Origin of the sequence: Bradyrhizobium sp. B025 (assembly GCF_042257955.1) — a bacterium.
Taxonomy (GTDB): Bacteria; Pseudomonadota; Alphaproteobacteria; order Rhizobiales; family Xanthobacteraceae; genus Bradyrhizobium; species Bradyrhizobium diazoefficiens.
In genome coordinates this window covers 3,059,660-3,085,886 of the sequence record NZ_CP170150.1, presented here as the reverse complement: position 1 = coordinate 3,085,886, position 26,227 = coordinate 3,059,660, and the positions used below count along the sequence as shown (strand labels likewise).

24 protein-coding genes are annotated in these 26,227 nt (G+C 65.1%); 7 read left to right on the top strand and 17 right to left on the bottom strand.

Going from position 1 to position 26,227, the window contains the following annotated elements; genetic code table 11:
- Window positions 1-37: 37 nt before the first annotated feature.
- The 5 genes from ACE10W_RS14130 to ACE10W_RS14110 form a co-directional block, all read right to left on the bottom strand.
- Complete coding sequence (locus ACE10W_RS14130) at window positions 38-808, bottom strand: SDR family NAD(P)-dependent oxidoreductase (protein WP_028171978.1); 771 nt, start codon at window positions 806-808, stop codon at window positions 38-40.
- A gap of 46 nt (window positions 809-854) precedes the next feature.
- Window positions 855-2,066 carry an acyl-CoA dehydrogenase gene (locus tag ACE10W_RS14125; protein WP_304552268.1) on the bottom strand — a complete coding sequence of 404 codons (1,212 nt, stop codon included), beginning with the start codon at window positions 2,064-2,066 and terminating at the stop codon, window positions 855-857.
- 57 nt (window positions 2,067-2,123) lie between these two features.
- A complete protein-coding gene (locus tag ACE10W_RS14120) occupies window positions 2,124-3,338 on the bottom strand; it encodes an ABC transporter substrate-binding protein (RefSeq protein ID WP_304552267.1) in 1,215 nt (404 codons plus the stop codon).
- Between the two features lie 62 nt (window positions 3,339-3,400).
- Window positions 3,401-5,533, bottom strand: a complete 2,133-nt coding sequence (locus tag ACE10W_RS14115) for an acetate--CoA ligase family protein (RefSeq protein WP_304552265.1) — start codon at window positions 5,531-5,533, stop codon at window positions 3,401-3,403.
- A gap of 1 nt (window position 5,534) precedes the next feature.
- Window positions 5,535-6,305 carry an enoyl-CoA hydratase/isomerase family protein gene (locus ACE10W_RS14110; RefSeq protein ID WP_271613332.1) on the bottom strand — a complete coding sequence of 257 codons (771 nt, stop codon included), beginning with the start codon at window positions 6,303-6,305 and terminating at the stop codon, window positions 5,535-5,537.
- A 188-nt stretch (window positions 6,306-6,493) separates the two neighbouring features.
- Between ACE10W_RS14110 and ACE10W_RS14105 the strand changes: the two genes are divergently transcribed.
- Complete coding sequence (locus ACE10W_RS14105; protein WP_304552263.1) at window positions 6,494-7,471, top strand: tripartite tricarboxylate transporter substrate binding protein; 978 nt, start codon at window positions 6,494-6,496, stop codon at window positions 7,469-7,471.
- A gap of 26 nt (window positions 7,472-7,497) precedes the next feature.
- On the opposite strand, the gene ACE10W_RS14100 is transcribed toward ACE10W_RS14105, so the two are convergent.
- Window positions 7,498-8,172: a TetR/AcrR family transcriptional regulator gene (locus ACE10W_RS14100; protein ID WP_011086227.1), complete on the bottom strand. Its 675-nt coding sequence runs from the start codon at window positions 8,170-8,172 to the stop codon at window positions 7,498-7,500.
- 109 nt (window positions 8,173-8,281) lie between these two features.
- On the opposite strand from ACE10W_RS14100, the gene ACE10W_RS14095 reads away from it, so the two are divergent.
- Window positions 8,282-9,166 carry an SMP-30/gluconolactonase/LRE family protein gene (locus ACE10W_RS14095; RefSeq protein ID WP_304552261.1) on the top strand — a complete coding sequence of 295 codons (885 nt, stop codon included), beginning with the start codon at window positions 8,282-8,284 and terminating at the stop codon, window positions 9,164-9,166.
- A gap of 12 nt (window positions 9,167-9,178) precedes the next feature.
- Here the strand turns inward: ACE10W_RS14095 and ACE10W_RS14090 are convergent, their stop codons facing one another.
- Window positions 9,179-10,096, bottom strand: a complete 918-nt coding sequence (locus ACE10W_RS14090) for a LysR family transcriptional regulator (RefSeq protein ID WP_028171985.1) — start codon at window positions 10,094-10,096, stop codon at window positions 9,179-9,181.
- Window positions 10,097-10,219: 123 nt separating this feature from the next.
- Here ACE10W_RS14090 and ACE10W_RS14085 point away from each other — a divergent pair, with 123 nt between their 5' ends.
- The 3 genes from ACE10W_RS14085 to ACE10W_RS14075 all read left to right on the top strand — a co-directional run bounded on the left by ACE10W_RS14085 (window position 10,220) and on the right by ACE10W_RS14075 (window position 12,227).
- Window positions 10,220-11,302, top strand: a complete 1,083-nt coding sequence (locus ACE10W_RS14085) for an LLM class flavin-dependent oxidoreductase (protein WP_011086224.1) — start codon at window positions 10,220-10,222, stop codon at window positions 11,300-11,302.
- 55 nt (window positions 11,303-11,357) lie between these two features.
- On the top strand, window positions 11,358-11,852 hold the full coding sequence (locus tag ACE10W_RS14080; RefSeq protein ID WP_304552257.1) for a flavin reductase family protein: 495 nt from the start codon (window positions 11,358-11,360) through the stop codon (window positions 11,850-11,852).
- 75 nt (window positions 11,853-11,927) lie between these two features.
- Window positions 11,928-12,227 (top strand): hypothetical protein, encoded by a 300-nt coding sequence (locus ACE10W_RS14075; protein ID WP_060913022.1) that lies wholly within the window; start codon window positions 11,928-11,930, stop codon window positions 12,225-12,227.
- An 11-nt stretch (window positions 12,228-12,238) separates the two neighbouring features.
- Here the strand turns inward: ACE10W_RS14075 and ACE10W_RS14070 are convergent, their stop codons facing one another.
- Genes ACE10W_RS14070 through ACE10W_RS14060 form a run of 3 tightly spaced genes read right to left on the bottom strand, consistent with a single transcriptional unit; the run spans window position 12,239 to window position 16,211 of the window.
- Window positions 12,239-12,679 carry a RidA family protein gene (locus ACE10W_RS14070; RefSeq protein ID WP_161535544.1) on the bottom strand — a complete coding sequence of 147 codons (441 nt, stop codon included), beginning with the start codon at window positions 12,677-12,679 and terminating at the stop codon, window positions 12,239-12,241.
- Between the two features lie 18 nt (window positions 12,680-12,697).
- Window positions 12,698-13,876 carry an acyl-CoA dehydrogenase family protein gene (locus ACE10W_RS14065; protein WP_271555385.1) on the bottom strand — a complete coding sequence of 393 codons (1,179 nt, stop codon included), beginning with the start codon at window positions 13,874-13,876 and terminating at the stop codon, window positions 12,698-12,700.
- Between the two features lie 16 nt (window positions 13,877-13,892).
- Entirely contained in the window at window positions 13,893-16,211 is a 2,319-nt protein-coding gene (locus ACE10W_RS14060; RefSeq protein WP_304552252.1) for a bifunctional salicylyl-CoA 5-hydroxylase/oxidoreductase, read from the bottom strand.
- Between the two features lie 293 nt (window positions 16,212-16,504).
- On the opposite strand from ACE10W_RS14060, the gene ACE10W_RS14055 reads away from it, so the two are divergent.
- A complete protein-coding gene (locus tag ACE10W_RS14055; protein ID WP_011086218.1) occupies window positions 16,505-17,011 on the top strand; it encodes a MarR family winged helix-turn-helix transcriptional regulator in 507 nt (168 codons plus the stop codon).
- A gap of 13 nt (window positions 17,012-17,024) precedes the next feature.
- Here the strand turns inward: ACE10W_RS14055 and ACE10W_RS14050 are convergent, their stop codons facing one another.
- From ACE10W_RS14050 to ACE10W_RS14020, 7 genes are all read right to left on the bottom strand, one after another.
- The gene (locus tag ACE10W_RS14050) at window positions 17,025-18,689 is read right to left on the bottom strand and encodes an ATP-dependent acyl-CoA ligase (protein ID WP_304552248.1); all 1,665 of its coding nucleotides are present in this window, start codon (window positions 18,687-18,689) and stop codon (window positions 17,025-17,027) included.
- Between the two features lie 9 nt (window positions 18,690-18,698).
- Complete coding sequence (locus ACE10W_RS14045) at window positions 18,699-19,856, bottom strand: ABC transporter substrate-binding protein (protein WP_028171993.1); 1,158 nt, start codon at window positions 19,854-19,856, stop codon at window positions 18,699-18,701.
- 57 nt (window positions 19,857-19,913) lie between these two features.
- Window positions 19,914-20,696: a cyclase family protein gene (locus ACE10W_RS14040; protein ID WP_304552245.1), complete on the bottom strand. Its 783-nt coding sequence runs from the start codon at window positions 20,694-20,696 to the stop codon at window positions 19,914-19,916.
- Window positions 20,697-20,730: 34 nt separating this feature from the next.
- Entirely contained in the window at window positions 20,731-21,843 is a 1,113-nt protein-coding gene (locus ACE10W_RS14035) for an SDR family NAD(P)-dependent oxidoreductase (protein WP_369525320.1), read from the bottom strand.
- Window positions 21,844-21,968: 125 nt separating this feature from the next.
- Window positions 21,969-23,147, bottom strand: a complete 1,179-nt coding sequence (locus ACE10W_RS14030) for a thiolase family protein (RefSeq protein ID WP_304552241.1) — start codon at window positions 23,145-23,147, stop codon at window positions 21,969-21,971.
- A 16-nt stretch (window positions 23,148-23,163) separates the two neighbouring features.
- Window positions 23,164-23,601 (bottom strand): organic hydroperoxide resistance protein, encoded by a 438-nt coding sequence (locus ACE10W_RS14025; protein ID WP_060911388.1) that lies wholly within the window; start codon window positions 23,599-23,601, stop codon window positions 23,164-23,166.
- Between the two features lie 21 nt (window positions 23,602-23,622).
- Complete coding sequence (locus tag ACE10W_RS14020) at window positions 23,623-24,414, bottom strand: aspartate/glutamate racemase family protein (protein WP_038965978.1); 792 nt, start codon at window positions 24,412-24,414, stop codon at window positions 23,623-23,625.
- A gap of 631 nt (window positions 24,415-25,045) precedes the next feature.
- On the opposite strand from ACE10W_RS14020, the gene ACE10W_RS14015 reads away from it, so the two are divergent.
- Entirely contained in the window at window positions 25,046-26,194 is a 1,149-nt protein-coding gene (locus tag ACE10W_RS14015) for an ABC transporter substrate-binding protein (protein WP_304552239.1), read from the top strand.
- Window positions 26,195-26,227 lie beyond the last annotated feature (33 nt).

The window sequence follows — 26,227 nt, the reverse complement described above, 5'->3', positions numbered from 1 at the left end:
CTGTCCTCTTCGAAAACTGCGCGACTACAATTGCTCACTAGGCGAGATACCCGCCGTCGACGGGCAGGATGACGCCGTTGACATAGGACGCCATCGCCGAGGCGAGAAAGATCACCGGCGCTGCGATCTCTTCGGGCTGTCCCACGCGCTTCAACGGCGTGCGCGCCATCAGGCCGGACAGCCGCGCCGGATTCCCACGGGTGCTCTCGCTCATTTCGGTCGCGATGATGCCGGGCGCGACGGCGTTGACCCGGATGCCATCGGGCGCGAGATCGCGGGCAAGCGCCTGCGTGAACAGCCTCACCGCCCCCTTGGACGATGAATAGCCAACCGTACCACCCATGCTACCGAAGGCCGCGACGGAGGCAACGTTGATGATGGTTCCCCGCGATTTGCGTAGCGCGGGAATGAACGCATGAACCACGTTGAAGGTGCCGTTGACGTTGACATCGAACACCTGCCGCCAATTCTCGTGAGCGCGCGGGCTGTCGATCGGCTCGCGGATGATGATCCCGGCGTTGTTGACGACGACGTCGGCGAGGCCAAGCTCCTCATCGACCCGCCTGGCCACCTCGCCGCAGGCCAAAGCATCAGTCACGTCGAGCGAACAGCCGATTGCCTCCTTGCCTCCGTCCCGGATCTCGCGTGCAACGGAGTCTGCCCGGTCCTGCCCCAGATCGGTCACGACGACCCTTGCCCCGGCAGCGGCCGCGCCCAACGCGATGGCGCGCCCGATCCCTTGGCCCGCTCCCGTCACCACGACGAGACGATCCTTCAACAAGCCCGCCTGCCCCCGTCCGTCGGACATCACCGGCTCCCTGTTGTTCGTGACGAGGCAATGCGCGGGAAGACCATCACTTGCCTCGCGACAGCTGGAGGATGCGATCGGCGATGATGCCGAGCTGGATCTCGGTCGTGCCGGCATAAATCGTCTCGGCGCGCGCCTGAAGGTAGATGGCTTCGAACCGGCGCCGCGCCACCGTGATCGCCGGGTTCTGCGGCAGCGATGCCTGCGAGAGCAGTTCAATCGCAAGCGCCGCAAAGCGCTGATGCGATTCGCTCCAATAGAGCTTCGCAAGGCTGCCGCGCGCTCCGATCTTGTCGCCGTTGACGAGCGCCTCGACGGCCGTCTCGACATGCGCCTTCAGCACCTCGATCTCGACGGCGACCTCGCCGAGCCTGACGGCGTAATGCCGGTCCGCGACCATTGCCGACAGCGCCGGGTCCGTCTTGCAAGCCGAAATCAGGTGGCGCAGTTCGTTCTCGAAGCGCCAGGCGCGGTACATGCGGTTGGTCGCCCGCTCGATCTCCAGCACGCGGATGGCTGCGGCCCAGCCCTCGTCCGGCGCGCCGATCGCATCGGCCTGGGCCACTTCGACGTCGTCGAAGAAGACCTCGCAGAAGCTCTCGCGTCCGTCGATCGATTTGATGGTGCGCACGCGCACGCCGTCGGCATCGAGCGGCACCGCGAACATGGCAAGGCCGCGATGACGATCCTCCAGCGGACCGGTGCGGGCGAGCACGAGACAGCGTTGCGCCCGGTACGCGCCGCTGGTCCAGATCTTCTGGCCGGTGATCTGCCAGTCGTTGCCATTTCGCGTGGCGCGAGTGCGAAGCCCGGCAAGGTCGGACCCCGCTTCGGGCTCGGAAAATCCCTGACACCAGATGTTGCGCATCTCGAGGATGGCGGGCAGGAACCGCCGTTTCTGCTCCTCGCTGCCGACGGCCAGGATGATCGGACCGGCGAGTTCCTTGCCGATCGAGTTGACGCTCTCCGGCATCGCCAGCGCGCCGATCTCCTGATTGGCGATCAAATGCTCGCGCAAGGAGCGGCCGTGCCCGCCATAGGCCTGGGGCCACGTAATGCCGGTCAGGCCGGCGCGGTACATCGCCGCCTCCCACGTCACGGACTGCTGGAGCGTGGGCGGCGCGAATGCGGCACTGTCGCCGCGGAAGCTGGCGGGCAGATTGGCATGCAGCCAGCGATGCACCGCATCGCGATAGGCTGCGCGCGCCAGGCTCTCGCTCGCGACCGGATACGTCGACACCGCTTCAACTACACTCATCGCCTGCTTTCCGCTTTCGCCATACGTGCCGTCATGTCTGGGCCGCCTGTCCGTTCTTCACTGCGACTTGAGCAGATCGCAGGCGCTCTCCGAGGCCGGCCGCCACGCATCCTCCGGCGCGATCGTGCCGGTGATCTCGTAATAATCGTAGGTGTATTTGGACTCCGACGGAGCCTTGATCCGCGCGACATAGAGCGGACGCATCACCTGGCCGTCAGCCCTGATGCTGACGTTGTTCATCTCGAAATCGTTGATCGGCGTGTTCTTCATCTGCCGCATCACGGCATCGCCGTCGTCGGAGCCGGCGGCGGCCACCGCCTTCAGATAATGCGTGATGGCGCTGTAGGTGGCCGCCTTGCCCTCGTTGAGAAGCTGACCGTTCGTCGCCTCGGCATAACGTTTGGCAAACGCCCGGCTCTCCGGCGTCATGTCCCAGTAGAACGGCGTCGTCAGCCGCACGTTCTGGAGGTCCTTGAGGCCGATGCCATGCGTCTGGCTGATCATGAGGCCGAGGGGAACGAGAAGTTGCGTCCTGTTCAGCCCGAACTCCTGGGCCTGCTTGATCGCATTGGCGAAATCCGCGCCCGAATTGGCGAGCGCAATTGCCTTGGCACCGCTGGCCTGTGCCGTCAGCAGGAACGAGGAGAGATCCGACGAGTTGAGCGGATGCAGCACCGAGCCCACCACCTTGCCGCCACCCGCCTGGATGAACTTCGTCGCGTCCGCCTGCCAGGCCTTGCCGAAGGCATAATCCACCGTCAGGAAGAACCAGGAGTCGATGCCCTGCGCGAGCAGGGCCTTCACCGTGGCTTTCGGCTGGGCATAGGTATCGACGACCCACTGCGTGGTCATGGGCGAGCATTTGTCGTTGGTGAAGAACGATCCCGCGGTGCCGGCCAGCATGTACGGCTTCTTGCGGTTCTTCATGATGTCTTGCACCGCCAGCGCGATCGACGACGCCGAGCAGCCGACGATGGCATCGACACCTTCATTGTCGACCCACCGCAGCGCAATGGCGACGCCGACATCTGGCTTGTTCTGGTCGTCGACGATCACGAGCTCGATCTTCTTGCCATTGACCGCTCCACCGAAATCGCCGACCGCGAGTTTGGCGGCCGCGACCGAACCGAGGCCGCAATTGTCGGCATAGGGACCGTTCTGGTCATTCATGATACCAATCTTGACCACATCGCCCGATATGCCCTGCGCGGACACCGGCGCATGCGTCAGCAGCAGGGCAATCATGCCGAGCGCGGCAATCGTCGATCTCATCACTTATCCTCCTGCTTCCTGCGTTTCCTCTGGACCGCTTCTGCGGCCTCTTGTCTTAGAGTTCAGTGTCGATCCTGGCTTGGCCCTTCGCCGTGCGGGATCAGCAGCGCGTCGAGCGCCACGGCTCCCTCGCCTTTGGCGCGTAACAGCAACGGGTTGACGTCGATCTCCGCGATCGTGTCGGTATGCGCGGCGGCAAAGCGCGACAACGCGGCAACGGCCCGAGCCGCGGCGTCGAGGTCGGCGCGCGGCCGGCCACGCGCGCCGTCGAGCACCGCGAACGCCCTGAGAGATTTCAGCATCGCCATGGCCTGCGTCTCGCTGACCGGCGCCATCTGCACGGCAGAATCCTGGAGGCTCTCCGCGAAGATGCCGCCAAGGCCGACCATCACCACCGGCCCGAACACCGGATCGATGCGGCTGCCCAGGATCAGCTCGGCGACGCCCTTGGCCATCGGCGCCACAATCACGCCGTCGATTGTCGCGTTGGGCGCATTGGTGGCGACGCGGTCGAGCATCTGGGCATAGGCGCGCCGGACTTCGGCTTCCGAGCCAACGCCGACGACCACGCCGCCGACCTCCGTCTTGTGCGGCAGGTCGGGCGAGGCGATCTTTAGCACCACGGGATAACCGATCTCGGTGGCAGCGCGCGCCGCTGCATCTGCATCCTGTACCAGACGCTCGGCCAGCACCGGCACACCGGCCTCGGCAAGTGCGCGCTTGGCGCCGAGCTCGTGGCGGAATGCATCGGCTGCCAGCGGCCCCGCCTGCTCGATCGCAGCTGGCACGTCCTGCGGACGTTTCGACACCCCCTGCAGCCGCACCAAGGCAGCGATAGTTGCGCAGCAGCCATCGAAGCTTTCCACCGTCGGAAACCCCAGCGCGTGCAGCTCGGTCAGCGCGTCCTCCGGGCCGTCGACGCAAAGGACGATCGGACGCTGGGGGAACTGCGCGCGGATGTTGCGCAGCGTGTCCATGTAGATGGAGCGCAAGCGCGGCAGATGCAGCGAGAACGGCAGCGGCAGGATCACCGTATCGGCCCGATCGTCCGCCACGACGGCGGTCATGATCTTCTCCAGAAGATCTGGGCGGCTCGACATCTGCGCCGTGGCGTCGACCGGATTGCGCGCCGACGCGAAGGGCACCAGCTCAAGAATCTGGCGCTGCGTTTCCTGTCCAAGCTCCGGCAATGTCAACCCGACCGACTGCGCGGCGTCCGCGAGCAGCACACCGAAACCGCCCGACGCCGTGAGGATTGCCACGCCCGACCCCTTCGGCAGGCGGTCCGGCAGCAGGATCGATGCAGCGTGGCCGAGATCGATGAGTTCGTCGATGCTGCGGACGCGCACCGCACCGCAACGGGCAAACAACGCGTCGAACACCGCGTCCGATCCTGCCATCGCCCCGGTGTGCGAAGCCGCGGCGGCCTGACCTGCCGCTGACATGCCGATCTTCATGACGATGACGGGCTTGCCGGCATCGCGCGCCTCCTCCAGCGCGGAGATCAGGCGGCCGGCGTCGCGGCACGCCTCGAGGCAGCACAGGATGACCTTGGTGGCGGGATCGCGCGCCATCCAGGCGATACCGTCGGCGATATCAACGTCGCACTCGTTGCCCGTGGTGATGAAGCGGCTGACGCCGACACCGCGCTCGCTGGCGAGCCGCATGGTGTAGCTGCCGAGATTGCCGCTCTGCGACACGATGCCGAGCGAGCCGGCAGCCGGCATGCCGTGCTCGAGCACGATCGAGAACGTCGCGATGCTCTTCTCGGCGACGCTGACCGCGCCAAGACAGTTCGGCCCCAGCAAGCGCATGCCGCTGTTGCGCGCGGCCAGGCGCAGCCGGTCCTGCATCGCGCGGCCCTGCTCGCCGAGCTCGGCAAAGCCCGACGAGAACACGACGACACTGCGGACGCCGCGGGCCGCGCATTGTTCCACGGCCTCGCCGGCACGCTCCGCATCGACCGCGATGATGGCGAGATCCGGTGCCTCCGGCACTTCGGCGACGGAAGCATAGGCCTTCAGTCCCTGCACCGTCGCGGCCTTCGGGTTGACCGGATAGATGCGGCCTGCATAGCCGTGGCGGCGCAACAGGTCGACCGGCCGACCGCCGATCTTGGTCGCCTCCTGCGAGGCGCCGATGATCGCGATCGAGCGCGGCGACATCAGCGCGTCGAGACCTTCTCCCGGCCGCATCTCAGCGCCCCTTGAACACCGGCGTGCGCTTCTCTAGGAACGCCATCCGCGCTTCCTTGGCGTCCTCGGTCTTGGAGAGAGCCATCGTGATGTTCTGCTCGAAGCGGTAGGCATCGCGCGGCGGCATGAGCTCGACCATGTTCGCCGCATTCTTGGCATATTCCATCGCGATCGGGCTCTTCGAGGCGATCTCGCGGGCGAGCTTCATCACCTCGGGGATCAGGTTCTCCTTGGTCGTGCAAGCCTCGATGATGCCGAGGCGATAGAGCTCGGCGGCCGGCACGCGATAGCCGGTGAAGAACATGCGGCGCATCAGGGAGCGACCGAACAGCGTGTTCAGCATGGCGGCACCGCCGGCCAACCCGACATTGATCTCGGGCATGCCGAACACCGCCTCCTCGCAGGCGTAGAAGATGTCGCAGGAGGCCATCAGGCCCACACCGGCACCGAGCGCAACGCCGTTGATCGCCGCGATGACCGGCTTCGAACATTCGCGAATGCAATTGCCGGTCTCGCGCGTGATCCGGTTGTGGCTGTGAAACGCGCCGATCTTTGCCGGATCCGGACGGTCCTTCAGATCCGCACCGCTGCAGAACACCTTTCCGGCTCCGGTCAGGATCGCGACCCTGACATCGCTACGCTCGGAAATCTCGTCGAACACGCTCACGATGCGATCGCGCATGGCACGATCGAGCGCGTTCACGGGAGGACGGTTCAGCGTCACCAGCGCGATGTGATCGGACACTTCGAGGGTGACGATATCTCCTGACATGGCTTCCTCCTGGGCTTCTGCTTGTCTTGTGTTTGTCTTGCTTGCTATTCCTGACCGATCGGTCAGCTTTTTGCGCTGATAACATCAAGCGCGGTGACTTGCAATATCCTATCGATGTCCTATTGACCGACCGATCGGTCAGTTATTAGATTTCGCGACAAGCAAGAACGACCGTGAGGAGGACTCCCATGCCCAGGATCAGCCGACGCCAGGCGACAACTCTCATCGCCGGCGCCCTCGTCGCCCCGCTTGGCGCGCCTGCAATCGTGAGGGCCCGCGCGTCGCAGATCTTCATCATCGTGCCCTATGCGCCCGGCGGCTCCATCGACAGCCTTATGCGCTCGATCGCGAAGGCCATGGCGGAAAACCTGGACCAGCCGGTCCTGGTCGACAACAAGCCCGGCGCCAACGGCATCGTCGGATCGCAATATGTGGCGCGCGCGCCGAAGGACGGATCGGTTCTGCTGGCCGGCGGCACCGGGCCGATTTCGCTGAACGTGCTGCTCCGCAAGAGCCTGCCCTACAAGCTCGAGGACTTCGCCTCCGTCGCCATGCTCTGCAACGGACCGCTGTCACTGACCGTGAATGCGCGCACGCCCGCCGCCGACGTGAAGAGCTTCGTCACCTACGCCAAGGGGCGCGACAAGCCGCTGTTCTACGCCACGCTCGGTCCGGGCAGCGTCACGCACTTGTTCGGGATCATGATGGGCAAGTCGATGGGATTTGCCGTCACCGAGGTTGCCTATCGCAACAATCCGGCCTCCATCATGGAGACACTGTCAGGAGAATGCGATCTCAACTTCGCAACGCCCGCCGCCGTGATCGAGCATGCGCGCGGCGGCCAGCTTCGCATCCTCGCCGTCTCCTCGGACAAGCGTATGGCGAGCTTGCCCGAGATACCGACGCTGGCCGAATCCGGCTATCCCGACCTCACGGCATCGTTCTGGACCGCGCTCCACGCTCCGGCGGGCACGCCGCGCGATGTCATCGCGCGGCTGAACGCGGCAGCCAACGCCGCGATGCAGAAGCCCGAGATCGCAAAGCAGCTCGAAACCGATGGCCTGATGGTCGATACCGGCGCACCGGAGCGGCTCGACGCCCAATTGACCAAGGACGCCGCGCTCTGGGGACCGGTGATCAAGGCGCAGAACATCGCCCTGGAATGAGGCGTTGCACGCGGTGCCGCCACCGGTCAGCGTGATTTTCGCCGACCGGCGCGAGGCGGCTCGGCGCCGGGAAGCTCGATCAACTCCCCGCTCCGCAGCCCGTTGAACAGCATGTCGAAGAAGATCTCCGCGATCTGTTCCGGGGTTGCGGATTTGTTGGGATTGTACCAGCGATGCATCCAATTGAGCGAGGAGAGGATCAGCCGCCCGGTCATGGGAACGTCGACCTTGCGGATTTCGCCGGCGTCGATGGCTTCCTGGATCAGGCCGCGCAGAAAGTTCTCGAAACGGTCGCGGCGCGTCAGCCTCTCCTTGTGCCGCCGTCGGTCGGGATCGTTCCAGAAGGCGGTCGTGGAGGCGATCCAGGCCCAGCGATAGCGCCGGAAGTATTCCGCCGTGGCGACCATGAAAGCACGGATCTTCTGCGACGGCGGCCCGTCGGGAATGCGGTCGCGCACGAAAAGGTAGAGTTCGAGCGTCGAGCCGACCGCCACCCGCGCGTAGATCTCGTCCTTGTTGGAGAAATGATGGTAGAGGAGCGACTTGGAGATGCCGCAGGCGAGCGCGATGTCGCGCATCGAAGTCCCCTCAAATCCCTTGCTGGCGAACAGCCGCCCGGCCTCGGCGAGGATCTGAAGCACGCGGTCCGAGGCCTCGGCCTGGTTCGCAACGCCATCCTTCATCGTTGACAGTTCGGTCATGAACTCCGCAATCCGTTCGTCAGCCTGGCGCCAACATGAGGGCCTTTAGAATGAAACTAGGTTTTCACGGACCGATCGGTCAAGCCCGGCGATCCCTGCGCGAGGAACCATGAGCGCGGTCCGGATCACGCGAATCGGCACGACGAAGGACCAGCTCGGCGAGAGCCCCGTCTGGGATGAGCGCCGACAGCGCCTCTTCTGGATCGACGCCCTGGCCGGATTGATCCGCGCCTTCGACCCCGTCACCGGCGCGACCGAGCAATTCAGCGCGCCCGCGCCGATCGGGTCGCTGGCGCTGCGGCGCGACCGCGGCGCTGTGCTCGCACTACGCCACGGATTTGCGCGCTACGATTTCGACATGCGCGTGCTGACCGAAGGTCCGTCGATCGGGCTCGACCACCCGAAGGTGCGGCTGAACGACGGAAAGGCCGATCCCTATGGACGGTTCGTGGCAGGCACGATGCACGGCGACCGCGCCCCGGATGAAGCGCCGCTCGGCGGCCTCTACCGCCTGGACGCATCGGGCGCGCTGGAGCTGCTGGAGACGGACCTCGCCGTGAGTAACGGACCGTGCTTCAGCCCCGACGGACGGACGTTCTATCTTGCCGACAGCGCAAGACGGATCATCTGGGCCTATGACTACAGCCAGGATGGCCCCCTCGCGAACAAGCGCGTCTTCGTCAACACGGAGGCGCAAGACTCCGGTTGCGATGGCGCGACGATCGATGCGGAGGGGTATATCTGGTCGGTCCTCGTGCGCATCGGCAAGATCGCGCGGTTTGCGCCTGACGGCACGATCGTGCGGACGGTCGACATGCCGATCCGCCATCCGACCAGCGTGACGTTCGGGGGAACCGATCTCGATATTCTGTACGTGACATCGATCTCGCGCAGCCACGCTCTCGGCGATGACCGCCCGGATGCCGGCGGCTTGTTCGCCGTCGAAGGCCTCGGCGTTCGCGGACCGCCGGCGCACCGGTTTGGCCCGGCCTGAGCGGCCCCTCCACTACTGCGCCGATCTCTTGACCTGCCTTGGCACGTTCTCGGCCATGTAGTCCACGAAGACCCTGATCTTCTCCGGCAGATAGCTGCTCTGGAGGAAGGTGGCGTAGATTCCTTCGTCGAAGGTGGAGTTCGTCACCCGGAAGCCCGGCAACAGGCGGACCAGGCGCCCGCTCTTCAGCTGTTCCGCCACGGTATAGTCGTCCAACAGGGCGATGCCGTGGCCGGCAACGGCGAGATCGCACAGCACCACACCATTGTTGCTGCCGAAGGACGACGGCACGACAATCTCGCGCAGCCTGTTCCTGCGCATGAACTTCCAGACGACGTCGTCAGGGCCCATCCAGTAGGTCAGGCAATTGTGGCGGGTGATGTCCTCCGGCTCGCGCAATTTCGGCATCCGGCCGACGTAGTCCGGCGAGGCCACGAGAATCCGCTCGCTCCGCAGCAGCCTTCGCTGCATGAGGCCTGGGTCTTTCGCCGCCTGGATCTGGAAATCGACGTCGAATTCATCTTCGCGAAGCTGGGGACGGCGCTCCGACAGGCGCAGCTCCACCTTCAGTTCCGGATAGAGCTTCTGAAAGCCCGGGATCAGCGGCGAGAGCACCCTGATGCCGAACAGCGTCCGCGAGTGCACCCGTAGCGTTCCGCGCGGCGCGGTCTGCAACGAAAGCGCTGCGGCTTCGGCGTCCTCGATACCGTGCAGGACCTGCTCGGTCCGCTGGAAGAAGATCTTGCCGGCGTCGGTCAATCCGAGATGGCGCGTGCTGCGGTTCAGGAGCTGCACGCCGAGCTGCGCCTCGAGCTCGCCGATGTAGCGCGACACGGACGCCGGGGAGAGCCCGACACGGCGCCCGGCCGCGGAAAAGCTGCCCTCACGGACGGCACTGACGAACAATTCCATGGCCTGGAGGCGATTCATCGATCTTTTCAGATTCTGCAAAGGACATGCTCAGAATACGTCAATTGTTCGAAAACGCTCAAGCCCGTAGCTTGCTGAGAACGGATCGCAAGAGCGACCACGATCAGGTGGAGGAAGCAACTGATGGAATTCGGCGTATTCATTCTGGCGCAGCAGCGCGGCTATCATCAGAGCTCGCAGCAGGTCATCAACAACGCCGTCGAGCAGACCGTAGCCGCCGAGCAGGCCGGCTTCGATACGGCCTGGTATGCCGAGCACCATTTCAACAATTACAGCCTCTGCCCCTCGCCGCTGATGATGGTCGCGCATTGCGCCGGCCTGACCAAGCGCATCCGGCTCGGCTCTGCCGTCTGCGTGTTGCCGCTGTATCACCCGGCGCGGCTGCTCGGCGAAATCGGCTTTGCCGACACGGTCTCGAACGGGCGTCTCGATCTCGGCATCGGCTCGGGCTACCAGAAGTTCGAGTTCGACCGCTTTGGCGTGGACCTCGAACATTCGCACGCGCTGTTCGCCGAATTCTACGACGTCCTTCACGCGGGCATGCAGCAGCGCATCTTCTCCTATTCCGGCGAGCACCTGAAGATGCCGCCGACCGCCATCGCGGTGCGCACGGTGCAGAAGCCGATGCCGCCGATCTGGGTCACGTCCGGCCACGGCGAGACGCTCGGCCGCGCCATTCGCGACAACCACAATCTGTTCGTCACTGCGCTGCTGAACGGCCTCGATGCCATCAAGGCCCTGCGCGAACGCCTCGAGGGGATCGCCGCCAACGAAGGCCGCTCCATCGACGACACGCGCTTCGGCTTCCTGCGCTGCGCCTATGCCAGCGACAATGACAGCGAGATCCAGTCGTACCTGGACAATGCGCGCTTCCAGCGCCGGCTCTCCGAAAGCCTGAAGTTCCGACGCGCCCAGAGCGACGACGGCTATCTGATCAAGGAAGAGGCCGGGCCGAACGACATGAGCCTGGAGACGATGCGGGACAACCTGCCCGTCGGCAGCGTCAACCAGGTGATCGACCGCATGCTGGAAGAGATCAGCATTCTCAGGCCGACCCACATCGCGCTTCAGACCCAGCTCGGCGATTTCGACCAGCGCACGATGCTGCGCCAGATCGAGCTGTGGGGCAGCAGGATCATTCCCGCGATCCGGAAAGAGCTGAAATCCGGCCGTGGCAAGGTCGCAGGCGAAGCCGTTTCGGCGTAACGCAACCGGCGAGAAGCGAGCCCGGAGGTACGTCATGGGATGTCAGATGTCTCAAATGACCGATTTCCGCTCAGTCGAAGCCGCGGAGTTTCGGCTGGCCATGCGTAACCTCGCGACCGGCGTCGCAATCGTGGCGACGGGAACAGAGACGGCGCGGCGCGGGCTGACGGTCAGCTCCGTGACCTCGCTGTGCATGGACCCGCCCTGCCTGCTCGTCGGCGTCAATTCGAGCTCCGAAACCCACACCGCCATCCTAGCCAACGGCCGCTTCGGGATCAGTCTCCTCGGCAGCGGGCAGGAAGATCTGGCGCTGCGTTTCGCCGGTGGCGCCAAGGGCATCGACCGCTTCGCGACGGCGCCGTGGGAGCAAGGCGTGCTTGACGTGCCATTGCTCGAGCCTGCGATCGGCGCGCTGGAATGCGTGCTGCACCATCATCAAATGGTCGGCACGCACGGCCTCTTCATCGGCAGGATCGTGGCCACCCGCGGTGGGAACGGCAATCCCCTGGTCAATTTTCAGGGCGCGCTGCGCGCGTTGCCGCAGGGTTAAGGGTTAAATGGACTTCAGGCCTGCCGAGGCCGGTACCATCGCGTCCCGGCGCGCCAGAATCAAAGGAGCGGCACCGTGATCATCGAATGCTTCGCCGGCGGCAGCGTCCGACTGGACGAACCGCTCGACTTTCGCAAGTTCAAGCTGGTGTTGCATGCCGGCGCATCGCCGGAAGTGCTGGCCCGGACCGGGATCACGCTTCTTGATGATCGCGATGCGCTCGTCTCGATTGATCTGGTCCCCACCCTGGAGGGCCGCCCCAACGATGCAAGCTGGGATCGGCAATATGCCGAGATGGTAGCCAAGGCCCGCGAGCATGGCTGGATCGATATCCCGCGAAATGCGATCCGGGCCCACGTCGAACCAGCCCTGTAGGCCGCAATCCTTCAGCGCGGAACGACAGCCGTCGCTTCAATCTCGACGCGCGCTGACGGCTCGACAAGACGCACGACCTGAACGAGCGCCATGCTCGGATAGTGGGTGCCGATCACCTCGCGATAGGCTTTGCCGAGCGCCTTGAGATTGGAGACGTATTCGTCCATGTCCACGACATACCAGGTCAGACGAACCAGATGATCCGGCCTTGCGCCGCCTTCGGCCAGGATCGCGACGACGTTCTCGAGCGCCTGGCGGACCTGCGCAACAAATCCATCGCCAAACCGGCCTGAAACGTCCCAGCCGACGACGCCGCCGGTCACGACGAAGCGCCCGTCGGCCATCATGCCGTTCGCATATCCCTTTGGCTGCGGCCAGCCACCTGGCTGGAGCACCTGCAAACCGTTCGCCATGTCGGGCGCCGCTGCGCCCGGCTGTCTCGTCACACTCATCGGCTTCTCTCTATCGTCTCAGCGCGATTTCAGTAAATCACGCGCCACAATCAGTTTCTGAACCTCGGTCGCGCCCTCGTAGATGCGCAACGCCCGGATTTCGCGGTAGAGGCTTTCGACCACCTCACCTTTGCGCACGCCGCGTCCGCCGAACATCTGAACCGCGCGGTCGATGACGCGCTGCGCGGTCTCGGTCGCCGTCAGCTTCGCCATGGCCGCTTCGCGCGTCGTCGGAAGCTTCTGGACATCGCGGCGCCAGGCTGCGCGATAGGTCAGGAGCGCGGCAGCGTCGGTGTCGGTTGCCATGTCGCCGAGCGCGGCCTGGGTCAATTGGAGATCTCCCAGCGTCGCGCCGAACATGCGTCGGCTGCGCGCGTGCGACAGCGCCTCGTCGAGCGCCCGCCGGGCGAAGCCGAGGGCAGCGGCCGCGACCGACGCGCGAAAAATGTCCAGCGTCTGCATCGCCAGCTTGAACCCGCCGCCCGGCGCGCCGAGGCGACGGCTCGCCGGGATCCGGCAATTGGCAAAGCGCAACGTCGCCAGCGGATGCGGCGCGATGACGTCGATGCGGTCGGCGATACCGAAACCAGGATCATCGGGAAAGACGACGAAAGCCGAGATGCCGCGGGCGCCCGGCGCCTCGCCCGTTCGGGCGAACAGCGTGTAGACGTCGGCAATGCCGCCGTTGGAGATCCAGGTCTTCTCGCCGTCGATGACGTAGTCGTCGCCGTCGGCGCGCGCCGCGCAGGACATCGCCGCGACATCCGATCCCGCCTCCTTCTCGGACAGCGCGAAGGCCGCAAGCCATTCGCCGGAGCGAACCTTCGGCAGCACGGCCTTGCGCAGCTCGGCCGAACCGCCGAGCGCGATCGCACCGGAGCCGAGCCCCTGCATGGCGAAGGCGAAATCGGCAAGGCCGTCGGCATAGGCGAGCGACTCGCGCGACAGGCAGATCGAGCGGGAATCGATCGTCGTCGCATCGCCGTCGGGCGCCGCGACCGCGCAATCGAGCAGGCCCGCCTCGCCCATCGCGCGCACGAGCTTGCGGCAGGCGCCATCGACATCGCGATGATCGATTGTCTCGAGCGCCCCCGACTGCACGAAGCGGTCGAGCCGCTCGCCGATCGTGTGATGGCGCGGTTCGAAAAACGGCCAGTCCAGCCAGTCGCGCTTGATGACCTTTGCCACGGCGCTCATCTGATCCCTCCTCCGCTCACTGCGCGCTAGCTGCCGCGGCGCGCGCCAGATTGCTTTCGTATTGCCCCTTGGCGGACAGATACTGCTTCGGCCAATTGACCGACGTGATGCCGATGCGCGCGGCTTCGTGCAGCGTCCAGGCCGGGTCGGCCAGATGCGGCCGCGCAATGGCGCAGAGGTCGGCGCGGCCGGCCGCGAGGATCGAGTTGGCGTGATCGGCCTCGGAGATCGCGCCGACTGCAATGGTCTCGATGCCGACTTCGTTGCGGATCAGGTCGGCGAACGGCGTCTGGAACAGGCGTCCATAGATCGGCCGCTCCTCCTTCCAGACCTGCCCCGACGAACAATCGATCACGTCCGCCCCCGCCTCCTTGAACATCGCGGCGAAGATCGCCGCATCGGCCGGAGTGTTGCCGCCTTCGGTCCAGTCATGGCAGGACAGGCGCACCGACATCGGCCGATCGGACGGCCACGCCGCGCGCATCGCCTTGAACACCTCGAGCGGAAAGCGCGCGCGGTTCTCGTGGCTGCCGCCGTATTCGTCCGTGCGCCGGTTGGTCAGCGGCGACAGGAAGCTCGACAGCAGATAGCCGTGGGCGCAATGGAGCTCGAGCCACTCGACGCCGGCCGACGCCGCACGATGTGTCGCCGCGACGAAATCGTCGCGCACGCGGTCCATGTCGCTGCGGTCCATAGCGCGCGGCAACTGGCTGTGGGGCAGATACGGCAAGGCCGACGCGGAGATCAGAGGCCATTCACCGGATTCAAGGGGTTGATCGATCCCTTCCCATGGCACTCTGGTCGCGCCCTTGCGCCCGGCATGGCCGAGCTGGATTCCGACCTTGGCGTGTCCCAGGCTGTGGATCAGGCCAACCAGTCGGCGCCACTGCGCCTCTTGCGCATCGTTCCAGAGGCCGAGGCAACCCGGCGTGATCCGCGCATCCGGCGAAACGCAGGTCATCTCGGCAAAGATCAGCGCAGCGCCACCCATGGCGCGCGCGCCGAGATGGGCGATGTGGAAGTCGTTGATGAGCCCGTCCTCAGCCGAATACATCGCCATCGGCGACACCATGATGCGGTTCGCGAGCGAAAGGCCGCGCACGCGGTGCGGCGTCAGCATCGGCGGCAGCACTCGCTCGCCGTCCTTGACAGCGATGCCCGAGCGCGCGGCGAACCAGCGCTCAAAACCTTCCAGCCAGGTGCGGTCGCGCAAACGAAGGTTTTCGTGGCTGATGCGCTGGGAGCGCGTCAGCATCGAATAGAAGAATTGCGGCGGCTCGAGCGTATCGGCATAGCGCCGGCCGACCACCTCAAACCATTCCATGGCGTTGCGCGCCGCGTTCTGGATGCGCGCCACGTCGACGCGGCGCACCTCCTCATACGCTTCCAGCACGGTTTCGATGCCGGCGCGGCCGTGACCGTGGCGATCGAACTGATTGGCGAGCTCGATGGCGTCGTCGAGCGCGAGCTTGGTGCCCGACCCGATCGCGAAATGCGCGGTGTGCGCGGCGTCTCCCATCAGCACGACATGAGACTTGCCATTGAACACGCTCCATTTGCCGCAGATCAGGCGGCTGAAATTGAGCCAGGCCGAGCCGCGCAGATGACGGGCGTTGGTCAGGAGCTTCGCGCCATCGAGCGTCTCGGCGAATATCTTTTCGCAGAAGTCGATCGAGGCCTGCTGATCGAGCTCGCCAAGCCCGTGGGCGTTGTAGGCTTCTTCCGTGGTCTCGACGATGAAGGTCGAGGTCTCCGCATCAAACTTGTAGATGTGCGCTTGGAACCAGCCGTGCTCGGTCCTCTGAAAATCGAACGTGAAGGCGTCGAACGCCTTCTTGGTACCGAGCCAGATGTAGCGGTTCGGCCGGATCACCATGTCGGGCTGGAATTGCTCGGCATAGCGGGCGCGGATTCTGGAATTGACGCCGTCGCAGGCGACGATCAGGTCGGCCTCGGGAAATTCGAGATCGGACTCGACGTCGCGCTCGAAGACGAGCTCGACACCCAGCGCCTCGCAGCGCCTCTGAAGAATATTGAGCAGATGCTTGCGCCCGATACCGATGAAGCCATGGCCGGTCGTGCGCTGGCGCGTGCCCTTGAAGACGAGCTCGATATCGTCCCAGTGATTGAAGGCGTCCTCGATCTCGGTCGCGCTCTCGGGGTCGGCAAGGCGCATCGCGGTCATCATGGCATCGGAGAACACGACTCCCCAGCCGAACGTATCGTAGGGCTTGTTGCGCTCGACGACCGTGATGACGTGCTCCGGATGCCGGCGCTTCATCAGCAGGCCCAGATAGAGACCCGCCGGGCCGCCGCCGATACAGACTATGCGCATGATCCCTCGCTTTCGCGCGCCGCGCCGTGTGCCTGAGCTCTCGCTCGAATTATTTTAAGCATAAAGTATTTTGTCGGCATGGGCCTTGTCAAGGTGGGTTCTGCAAGGAGCCTGGGCGACGCGCCCGGCGCCACAGCGCCGATCTTGAGATACAATGCAAAGTGGACACACGGCAGAGCCGAATCCGAGGCACCCAGGCTCAGCCTTGAATTTACTTTTGGCACGAACTATCTTGCGAGCATCCACGAGAGCTGCACCAGCTTTCATCAGGCCACCAAGCCCGGGAGATTCGATTGGCGCTCGCGAAGGAGTCCACGCCTGTTTCAGCCAGGAATGGGGCGGATCAGGAGGCCGAGTACAGGGCTCAAACGCGAGTTTGGCTCCGGCTGCTCGCCTGCACGACCTTGATCGAGGGGGAGCTGCGGCGCCGGTTCCGTGAAGAGTTCGATTTTACCATGCCCCGCTTCGATGTTCTCGCCCAGCTCGACCGCGAGCCGAGCGGACTCGTGCTGGGAGAGCTGCCCAAGCGCCTGATGGTCTCGGCCGGGAACCTCACGCCGATCGTGGACCGCCTGGTCGCGGATGGATACATCACCCGCACAGCGTCGAACCTCGACCGCCGCGTGCAGATCGTCTGTATGACGGTCGAAGGCCGCAAGACCTTCAGGCGAATGGCCAAGAGCCACGGCGCATGGCTCGCCGAGCTGCTGGCGGATTTCCCGGCGGACCGGTTCGACGGATTGATCGGCGAGCTCGACGACCTCAAGGGCGCCGTCAGGGACGCGCTGCAAAAACCCTGAGCGGACGCGACGGTCAGCGTCGCAATCTTACTCCGGCCGCCTCGCGATCCCACGTATCCGCGGTGACGCCGGCGTCACGCAGCACGCCCTTCTTGATCTTGCCGTTCTCCGTCAGCGGCATCTGGCTCAGAATGCGCACATAGCGCGGGATGGCGAAATAGGCGATCTGCCCTTCGCAATGCCCGACGATGTCGACGGGCTCCAGCGATTGGCCCGGCTCCAGCAGGATCGCAGCCGCAACCTCGTCCTCTCCCAATTCCGACGGCAGCGGGTAGATCGCGCAAGCGGCGACCGCGGGATGGGACTGGATGGTCTGCTCGACCTCCCACGAAGATACGTTCTCGCCACGCCTGCGGATCGAATCCTTCATGCGGTCAATGAAGCGATAGTGTCCGTCAGCATCCCGGACGACCCGATCGCCCGAGTGAAACCACAGATTTCGCCACGCCTCGACCGTTTTCTCCGGCATGCCGAAATAGCCGGTGGCGAAAGCAAAGGGCTCTTTTGCGCGAAGCAGCAGCTCCCCGGCCTGTCCGTCAGCAAGCGCTGAATCATTTTCGTCGACGATCCGCGCCTCGATCCCGTTGGCGAGATAGCCCATCGTCCCTGGACGATCGGATGGGATCGTTCCTGCAAACACGAAATTGGTCTCGGTCGAGCCATAGCCGTCGACCAGCGGCACGCCAAATCGCTCGAGGAACGGCGCGTGGATTTGCGGCGGCACGCCGCCGCCAAGCGCAACGCGAAGACGATGCGCCGAATCGTTCGGATTCTTCGGCTGCGCCAGAAGCATCGACGCCATCGCACCGAGCAGATAGCCGACCGTCGCATTGTGCCGTTGCGCGGCGGCCCAGAAGCCGGAGGCGGAGAACTTCGGCTCCAGCACGTAGGTGCATCCGTTCAGGAGCGCCTGGTAGAACGCATTCAGCGCGTTGGTGTGAAACAAGGGCAGCGTCGTGAACAGCACATCGCCCTCGCGAACGCCAAGCGCCCGCGCCGAATAGATGCCCCACCAGAACAGTTGCGCCTGCGGGCAGCACACACCCTTTGCAGGCCCCGTGGTACCCGATGTGTAGAGGATCGCAACGGTGTCGCCGGGGCGCACGGCGCCCGCCGGGGCCGCGGCTCCGAGAGCCGGCAATGGCAACGCGGAAAGCCCGGCATCGACCGCCCCGCCGGCAGCTCCGACGATCCAGGTCCGAGGCGGCAGCTCGACACCTGCCTCGACACTCTCGATCGCGGCAACGAACTGAGCCTCGACGACAAGGAGCGCGGGACGCGAGTTGCGGAAGATGTGGGAGAGCTGGAAGCCGCGGAGCGCTGTATTGATCGGGACCGCGATGGCCCCGAGCCACGCACAGCCGAGGTAGACCTGTAAAAACTCCGGACGGTTCGAACACATCAGCGCGACCCGATCGCCCGGCTTGATCCCCGCATCGACGAGCGCCTGGGCCGCCGCGACCGCGATCGCCGCGGTCTGCGCAAAGGTCCAGCGCGTCTCGCCCGCGACCAGCAGGACGCGATCGCCATAGCGTTCCGCCTGCCGCGTGAGGATGGTGGAAAGGATCCGCTCCGACGGTGGAAACGACGTCACCGCGCGCGCCCAGGCCGGCGTCGCGTTCTCCCGTCCGGCCGCTGCGCCGGCGTTCGCCGGCCCCTCGTTTTCCGCCACGATCATGCGTCCGCCTCAGGGCAACAGCTTGTATTTGCCGTCCTCGATCTGGACCAGGATGCGCGAGCGATCGTCGACGCCATGCCGATCAGCCGGCGTGTAGGTGTAGACGCCCTGCGTCCCCACGACCTCCTTGGTCGTGAACAGCGCCTGACGAAGCGCGGTCCGAAATTCCGGCGAGCCGGGCTTGGCGCCGGTTGCCATCGCACGCTTGGCGGCATCGGCGAACACCAGCCAGCCGTCGAAGGAATAGGACGAGAATGAATCCGTCGGCGCCTCGCCGTTGGCCTTCTCGAAGGCCGCACGGAAATCCAGCGCAACCTTCTGAATCGGATTGCTGGCAGGAAGCTGCTCCGCCGCGGTCACCGGTCCGGTCGGACAGATGATGCCGTTGGCGGCCTTGCCGGCAAGACGGAGGAAATCGGCACTGATCATGCCGTGATTGCCGTAGAGCGGCCCCTTGTAGCCGCGCTCGGACAGCGCGATGACCGGCAGCGCACCGGGCGTTCCCGTTCCACCCAGCATGATCGCATCGGGACGCGCGGCGATCGCGCGCAGCACCTGGGCCGTGACAGAAGAGTCCGAACGCGCGTAGCGCTCATTGGCGATCACCTTGATGTCCGCCGACTTGGCGGCCTGCACCAGGGAATCGTAGAAGAGGTCACCTAACGCGTCGGAGAAGCCGATGAAGGCGACGCTCTTCAATCCCTTCGCCTTCATGTTGTCGACGATGCCCTGCAACAGCAGCGGCGTCGGTTGCGGCGTCTGCACGACCCAGGGACCGCCCTCGCCCGGCGGCACCGGCGCGATCGGGGACACCGCGATCATCGGAATCTTCATCTCGATAGCCGCAGTCGCCATTGCGAGCGTCTGGGGCGCACCGGACGTGCCAATGAGGACATCGACTTTTTCCTGCTCGACGAGTTTGCGGGCATTGCGCGCCGACGACGTCGGATCGGAGCCGTCATCGAGCTGGATGACCCGAATCTTCTCGCCGCCGATCTCGCCGATATAGGCCTGGCCCGCCGCGATCCCCTTCGCGTTCGGAATCCCAATCGACGACACCGGCCCGCTGAGACCGGTGACGAAGCCGACGAGAATATCGGCTTGCGCAATGTGCGGGACGGCAAGAAGCAACGCAGTGGAGGCCAGCAGACTCTTGATCAAGTTCATGGCACCTGTCCTTCGTGAGAATGTCTTGTTCCGATTGGCAAGCGCCATGGATTCAGTTCAGGTTAACGAAACCAGCGCGATGACGCGAAGCGGACTGCCGGAGCCGTTCTGGATCTTCAGCGGCGAGGCGACGATGACAGCCCCGGTGGCGGGAAGCTGATCCAGGTTGCACAGGCATTGCAGGCCGTAGCGACCCGCGCCGTGCAGGAAGTGATGCGCCGGATAAGGCGGCTCGAAATGGCCGGCCTGCCCTGCATCCGTGCCGATGGTCTCGGTGCCAAATCCGATGACGCCGCGCTCCTCCACCAGCCACTTCATGACATCAGGGTTCGGGCCCGGCGTGTGCGCGCCGTCATCCCTGAGATTGGAGTAGTCGCGCCAGCCCTTCTTCGACCAGTCGGTCCTGAGCAGCACCCAGTTCCGCTCGGGGATCCGGCCGTGCTTGGCTTCCCAGGCTTCCACGAGCGGGACGGTCAGCAGGAAATCGGGATCCTGCGCCGCCTGCGCGGAGCAGTCGATGACGCAGGCCGGCGCGATCATGTCCTTGGCCGGCATCGTGTCGACGGCATTGTTCGGCAGGTTCTTGCCGGTGAACCAGTGAATCGGCGCATCGAAATGCGTGCCGGTGTGTTCGCCGAACGTGACATTGTTCCAGTACCAGGCCGGGCCGCGACCGTCGTATCGCGAGATTTCCTGGATGCGGACCGGCGCCGCCTGGCCGAACTCCGGCGGCAGCACGATGACCGGAAAGTCCGGACTGAGCGTGAAAGTCAGATCGACGACGCGCACCGCGCCGGAAGAAATCGCACCCGCCAGCTCCAGGAGATTGTTGCTTTGCATCGTCACGTCCTCCGGCTTGGTTGAAATCTCGATGTCACCTGTCGAGCTCGCGCTCGAGCGCTTTCGGATTGGCCGCGAGACGTTGCCGGATCTCTTCGGCGACATCTCCGACATACATCTCCTCGAGCCCGCCTCTCAGCCCCGATACGATCGCCTGCGCGATGGCGCGCGGCGCGACCTTCGGCGGCGGCACGGTCTGGAACCATTCGGTGTCGACAGGCCCGGTGAACAGATTCATCACCTTGACGCCGCCGGGCCTGAGCTCGGCACGAAGGCAGTGCGAGAGCGACAGGCACGCCGCTTGCGAGGCCGAGTAGGCGCCAAAGGCAGGCCAGTTCGCCAGCGCATAGACCGAGAGAATGTTGACCCACGCGGCGCTGTTATTGATGCCATCGGCTCCCCGCATCCGCATGCCGGGGCCAAAGGCCTGCGCGAGGTTGATGAAGCCGAGATAGGCCTGATCGATCTCGTCCCGTGCGATGCTCGTGCCCCTGCGGTCGAGCAGGCCGCCCGGCCGCACATATTCCGTCGTGTTGACGAGGATATCGACCTTGCCGCCGATGTCGGCGGCGAGATCAGCTGCGGATTTCTCGTCGGCCGCATCAAGGGTCACGATTTCGATCCCGTCCTGACCGCGCAGCAGATTCTCGCCGGCGAAAGGCCGCCATGGTTCGGCAACACCGACAAAGACCGTCTTGGCGCCTGCCGCCTTCAATGCGGCGACGGCTTCCTGGCCGATCACGCTGCGGCCGTTGGTCACGAGCACGCGCCGGAATTTCGGATCGGCCGTCATTTCCCGCCACTGCTTGTCGTCTGCCATGTTGGGAGTCTCCCCCTCGGGATGGGCAAAAGCCACCGCCTGGCCGCTCTTGTCGAGTTGAAACGACATGCGGACGGGCGCGCCCTCCGCGGCGTCGGCATGGAGATGTGCGACGATCGTCGGACCGCAGTCCATCTTGACGAGGCCGATGCGCCAGGGCGCCCGTTCACGGAAATAGACGTCGCTCGGCACGCGTGCCGTCGTTTCCGCGAGAAGGACGCCTCGTCGTGGCGCATCGGCGAACGCGAGGTTGGCCGACAGGCAAGACGGACAAGCCTCCCGCGCGGGATAGGCGAAGGCACCGCAGGCATCACACTGCTGCAGCATGAAGCGGCCTTCGGCGGCGGCCCGCGTGAACCCATGCGACGTCCTGCTGCGCGGTCGCGGTGGCGAAGCAGGCAGCCGCGTCCGCAGCAGCGGGTTCTTGCGCCGGGGCGGCTCGATCGGCTCTATCATCGCGACGGCCCTGCAAAGATCGCGGCGCCCGAGGCGAGACCGCGGTCGTAATTGATCATACCGAACCCCGAGGCCAAGGCGAGGTTCGCATTCCTGACCTGGGTGGAGCCTGCAGTCCCCAGAACCTGCCGCAGCCCTTCGACGAGGCCGAGATAGGCGCCGGCCGCGCCGGCCTGCCCGGCCGAGAGTTGTCCGCCCGAGGTGTTGTGCGGAAAGTCGCCATCGATGGTGAGATCGTGCTGGCGCACGAACTCGGCCCCCTCCCCCTTCTTGCAGAAGCCGAGATCCTCGAACTGCATCATCGTGATGACGGGATAGTCGTCATAGGTCTGCACGACATCGAGATCATCAGGCTTCACGCCGGCCATCGCATAGAGTTCGCCGATGTCCATCGCCCAGCCGCCGCGCACCTGCATCGGATCGTCGGCGAAGGCATTGTGCCGCTCGATCGTCGACAGCAGTCGCGCCACAGGCAGCCCGAGCGACGCCGCGGTATCTTCGCGCATGACGAGGAACGCTTCCGCGCCGGCGCAGGGCATCACGCAGTCGAACAGATGGATGGGATCGGAGATCGGTCGGGCCGCGAGATACTGTTCGAGCGTCAACGGTGCCTTCATCAATGCGTGCGGGTTGCGCAGCGCATTGGCGCGCTGGGCGACCGCGATCCTGCCGACATCCTCCCGCGTGACGCCGAAGGTGCGCATATAGTTGCGCGCGATCAGCGCGAAGCTCGCATTGGCGCCGCCCGCGCCATAGGGATAGACGGCATCCTGGTTGAAGCGCGAGAAGTTCTCGAGCGTCAGCCGGAAGGAATCGACGTGGTTGGTGTCACCCGCCACGCACGCCACGATGTCGGCGTCATGAGCCTGAACCGCACGCGCCGCCTTTCGCAATCCTGCGACGGCGCTGGCGCCGCCGAGCGGGATCGTATCCAGCCATCGCACGCAAAGCCCGAAATGCTGCGTCAATCCGATCCCGCTGTCAGTCCCCATGGTGAAGCTGGAGACGCACAGACCGTCGATGTCGGAGGCTTTGATGCCGGCCTGCGCGACGAGCGCGCTGAGCGCACGGCCGATCCACCACTGCGCGCTTTCGATGGAGTAGCGCACATAGGGAATCGTGACGGGAGCCGCAATCACGACGCCGTCGTACGGTGTGCGTAAGGAATTGGTCACCGAGCGCCCGCCTCGTTCATCCGCCTGAGACCACCGTCAGTTTCACGGCAATATTGCCGCGGGTTGCGTTCGAATAGGGGCAACGCTCGTGCGCGCCGGCGACGACCTCTTCGGCCACAGATTTCTCGACACCCGGCAGGTTGACTTTCAGTTCAACGGCGAGCGCATATCCGACGGGGACCGGCCCCATTGCAACCTTCGCGGTCACCGAGGGCTCGGCGGATGGCGCGACCTTGCGGGTGCGCGCGACCAGCTTGACCGCACCGAGAAAGCACGCGGCATAGCCGGCCGCAAAGAGCTGCTCGGGATTGGTGCCCTCGCCGCCGGGGCCGCCCAGCGATTTCGGCACGGACAGCAAGACCGACAGCCGATCGTCAGTGCTGGCGGCCTTGCCATCCCGACCTCCGGTCGCCGTCACCTCGGTCTCGTACAGGATCTTTTCGGGAGTCATCATGGCTGGTTCTCCAAGGCTGGTTCACCGGGACTGGCGGCTGTTGCGGGCGAGAAGTGCGCGAAAATCGTCGCGCGCCTGTGCGCTGGCCCGCTTGAAGCTCGGCCCGCGGCTGGGCTCGGTGCCATTGAGCTTCCGGAGCTGCACCCACATCTCCGCACTCTTCAGGGCCACGGCCGCGCAGTTGACCACGGGCGCGTGGCCGACCTTCAGGCCATGCTCCCTGCCGATCAGGAGGCCCGGCAGCACACCGGCGGGGATCACGACGTCGGCGCCGCGCTCGACCAGCGGACGTGCGCAGGCGACAAAATCCTCGATCATGCGGGCTTGCGCGGCCTGATCTCCGGCGAACGCATCGGCGAAATCCGCCGGCTTGCAGCCAAGGCCCGTCACGTGGACCACGCGATCGCCGAGGCCGTAGCGCTCGGCCTGCTCGTAATGCCAGACCTCGAAGACAGGATCGAGCGTCACAAGGCCTAATCGCCGGCCGAGCTGCGAGGCCGCCAGCAACGTCGCCTCGCCGGTCCCGATCACGGGAATGTCGAGCGTCGAGCGCAGCTCGTAGAGACCCGGATCCTGGAAGTGCCCCATGACGAAGGCGTCGAACCCGCCCTCCTCGGCCGCGATGCCGTTGTCGATCGCCTGGACGGCGCAGCGCAATTCCGCAAGCCGTCCGAACTCGCGGTCCGGCGGCGAAATGCCCTCGACATGAACCGTCGTGCCGGATGCGGCGATGTTGTTGAGGTACTCCGACAGCCGCGCCATGTAGGGCGCGTTCACGCTCGCATCAACGAAGCTCTGCCAGAAGATGCGCATCGTCCTTCTCCTCAAGCGGTGATCGGAGGATCGGTCGTCGGCTGCCGATGAATATATTTCAATCATAAACTAATTCACGCGTCAAATGCACGCCGCGGCGCTGGCGACGGCCACCGCCACGGCAAGGCAGGCACGGCCTTTTCGTCCAATCGAATGGCAAAGAAGCGCCGCGCTCTGGCGAAATTGTATGCAACGACATTTTTTTCTGACAGCACCGTGACACGTGTTGACGGCCCCACCGATAATACTTTAGGCTTTAAGTAATTCCTCGCCGGTCAGGGACCGGTGGCCATGACAATGATGTTGCAGGGCACCGATTTTGAGAGACTCGATCGTGTGGACAGTCGCCGTGCTCGAACAGCCGGCAGCAGCAGCACCGCCGGTCGCGCATCGCGGCAGGGCCAACGACCTTTCATTGCTTCAGAAAAGGCCCGCCCGCATTCGCCGATGGGCTCGTTGTTCGAACGGCAACCAGGGCCATGGCTGCTGACGCCCGCCCGAGCAAACTCTCTTCGGCCGCGCCCGGGATTTGGCGCTGCAGCAATGCTTTCAATCGGTTCGTTCGTCGTTCGGGCTCCCCGCGTGGCGGCATCAAGGCATTCCTATCCAGCATCAACGGAGGAGAACGCAAATGCGCAAGACTCTGAGCCTACTTGCACTTGTCGCCGGAATCTTCGCAGCCCCGGCTGCGCGGGCCGACATCACGATCGGCTTCGTCACCTCGCTCAGCGGCAACGGCTCGTCGATCGGAATCCCCTATGGGCGGGGCATCAACGCCGCCTATGAATACAAGAAGACCATCAACGGCGAGACCATTCGCCTGATCCAGCTCGACGACGGCTCCGACCCGTCGGCCGCGACCCGCAATGCGCGCAAGCTGGTGGAGGAAGAGAAAGTCGACCTCCTGATCGGCACCGCGACGGCCCCCTCGACCATCGCCATGGCGGCCGTGGCGAGCGAGCTGAAGGTGCCGATGATCGCGGTCTCGCCGATCGCCAAATTGCCTGATACGCCGGAGCAGTGGGTGGTGTCGGTGCCGCAGCCGGCTTCACTCCTCGTCAAGATCGTCGCCGACCGCATGAAGCGCGACGGCATGAAGAACATCGGCTATATCGGCTTCTCCGACGCGTGGGGCGACCTCGTCTACAACGGCGCCAAGGCCGCCGAAGCCGCCGGCGACATCAAGGTCCAGACCAACGAGCGCTATGCCCGCACCGACACCTCGGTCACCGCGCAAACCCTGAAGGTGCTTGCGGCGCGGCCGGACGCCGTGCTGGACGGCGGCTCGGGCACCCAGGGCGCGCTGCCTCTGCTCAGCCTCGCCGAACGCGGCTTCAAGGGAAACACCTACGGTACCGTCGCGCTGGTCAATCCGGACTTCGTCAACGTCGGCGGCAAGGCGGCCGACGGCATTCAGGTCTCCGCGGGTCCCGTGATCGTCGCCGAGCAGCTTCCCGACGAGCACTTTGCCAAGAAGATCGCGCTGGATTTCCGCAGCGTCTACCAGAAGACCCATAACATCCCGACCACGGACGGCTTCTCCGCCTACTCCTTCGACGCCTGGCTGATCTTCGCCAACGCCGCCGAGCGCGCGCTCAAGACCGCCAAGCCCGGAACGGCGGAATTCCGCGCTGCGTTGCGGGACGCGGTCCTCAGCACCAAGGAGCTGCCGGGCGTGCATGCCGTCTACAACTTCAAGCCCGGTGCGGTGACCGGCGTCGACGAACGCGCGCTCGTCGTGGTGCGGCTGACCGGCGGTGCCTGGAAGTACGCGCCGTAGTCGGAAGGCGGCAGACAGTCAGAACGGGGGAAC

Bases quoted from the DNA above. Each gene is read 5' to 3' on its own strand.
- ACE10W_RS14025 (WP_060911388.1), bottom strand. From the start codon at position 23,601: ATGATGACTCCCGAAAAGATCCTGTACGAGACCGAGGTGACGGCGACC.
- ACE10W_RS14095 (WP_304552261.1), top strand. From the start codon at position 8,282: ATGAGCGCGGTCCGGATCACGCGAATCGGCACGACGAAGGACCAGCTC.
- ACE10W_RS14035 (WP_369525320.1), bottom strand. From the start codon at position 21,843: ATGCTGCAGCAGTGTGATGCCTGCGGTGCCTTCGCCTATCCCGCGCGG.
- ACE10W_RS14020 (WP_038965978.1), bottom strand. From the start codon at position 24,414: ATGCGCATCTTCTGGCAGAGCTTCGTTGATGCGAGCGTGAACGCGCCC.
- ACE10W_RS14130 (WP_028171978.1), bottom strand. From the start codon at position 808: ATGTCCGACGGACGGGGGCAGGCGGGCTTGTTGAAGGATCGTCTCGTC.
- ACE10W_RS14050 (WP_304552248.1), bottom strand. From the start codon at position 18,689: ATGATCGTGGCGGAAAACGAGGGGCCGGCGAACGCCGGCGCAGCGGCC.
- ACE10W_RS14040 (WP_304552245.1), bottom strand. From the start codon at position 20,696: ATGCAAAGCAACAATCTCCTGGAGCTGGCGGGTGCGATTTCTTCCGGC.
- ACE10W_RS14125 (WP_304552268.1), bottom strand. From the start codon at position 2,066: ATGAGTGTAGTTGAAGCGGTGTCGACGTATCCGGTCGCGAGCGAGAGC.
- ACE10W_RS14045 (WP_028171993.1), bottom strand. From the start codon at position 19,856: ATGAACTTGATCAAGAGTCTGCTGGCCTCCACTGCGTTGCTTCTTGCC.
- ACE10W_RS14085 (WP_011086224.1), top strand. From the start codon at position 10,220: ATGGAATTCGGCGTATTCATTCTGGCGCAGCAGCGCGGCTATCATCAG.
- ACE10W_RS14090 (WP_028171985.1), bottom strand. From the start codon at position 10,096: ATGAATCGCCTCCAGGCCATGGAATTGTTCGTCAGTGCCGTCCGTGAG.
- ACE10W_RS14060 (WP_304552252.1), bottom strand. From the start codon at position 16,211: ATGCGCATAGTCTGTATCGGCGGCGGCCCGGCGGGTCTCTATCTGGGC.
- ACE10W_RS14065 (WP_271555385.1), bottom strand. From the start codon at position 13,876: ATGAGCGCCGTGGCAAAGGTCATCAAGCGCGACTGGCTGGACTGGCCG.
- ACE10W_RS14070 (WP_161535544.1), bottom strand. From the start codon at position 12,679: ATGAGTGTGACGAGACAGCCGGGCGCAGCGGCGCCCGACATGGCGAAC.
- ACE10W_RS14015 (WP_304552239.1), top strand. From the start codon at position 25,046: ATGCGCAAGACTCTGAGCCTACTTGCACTTGTCGCCGGAATCTTCGCA.
- ACE10W_RS14110 (WP_271613332.1), bottom strand. From the start codon at position 6,305: ATGTCAGGAGATATCGTCACCCTCGAAGTGTCCGATCACATCGCGCTG.
- ACE10W_RS14100 (WP_011086227.1), bottom strand. From the start codon at position 8,172: ATGACCGAACTGTCAACGATGAAGGATGGCGTTGCGAACCAGGCCGAG.
- ACE10W_RS14105 (WP_304552263.1), top strand. From the start codon at position 6,494: ATGCCCAGGATCAGCCGACGCCAGGCGACAACTCTCATCGCCGGCGCC.
- ACE10W_RS14115 (WP_304552265.1), bottom strand. From the start codon at position 5,533: ATGCGGCCGGGAGAAGGTCTCGACGCGCTGATGTCGCCGCGCTCGATC.
- ACE10W_RS14120 (WP_304552267.1), bottom strand. From the start codon at position 3,338: ATGAGATCGACGATTGCCGCGCTCGGCATGATTGCCCTGCTGCTGACG.
- ACE10W_RS14080 (WP_304552257.1), top strand. From the start codon at position 11,358: ATGACCGATTTCCGCTCAGTCGAAGCCGCGGAGTTTCGGCTGGCCATG.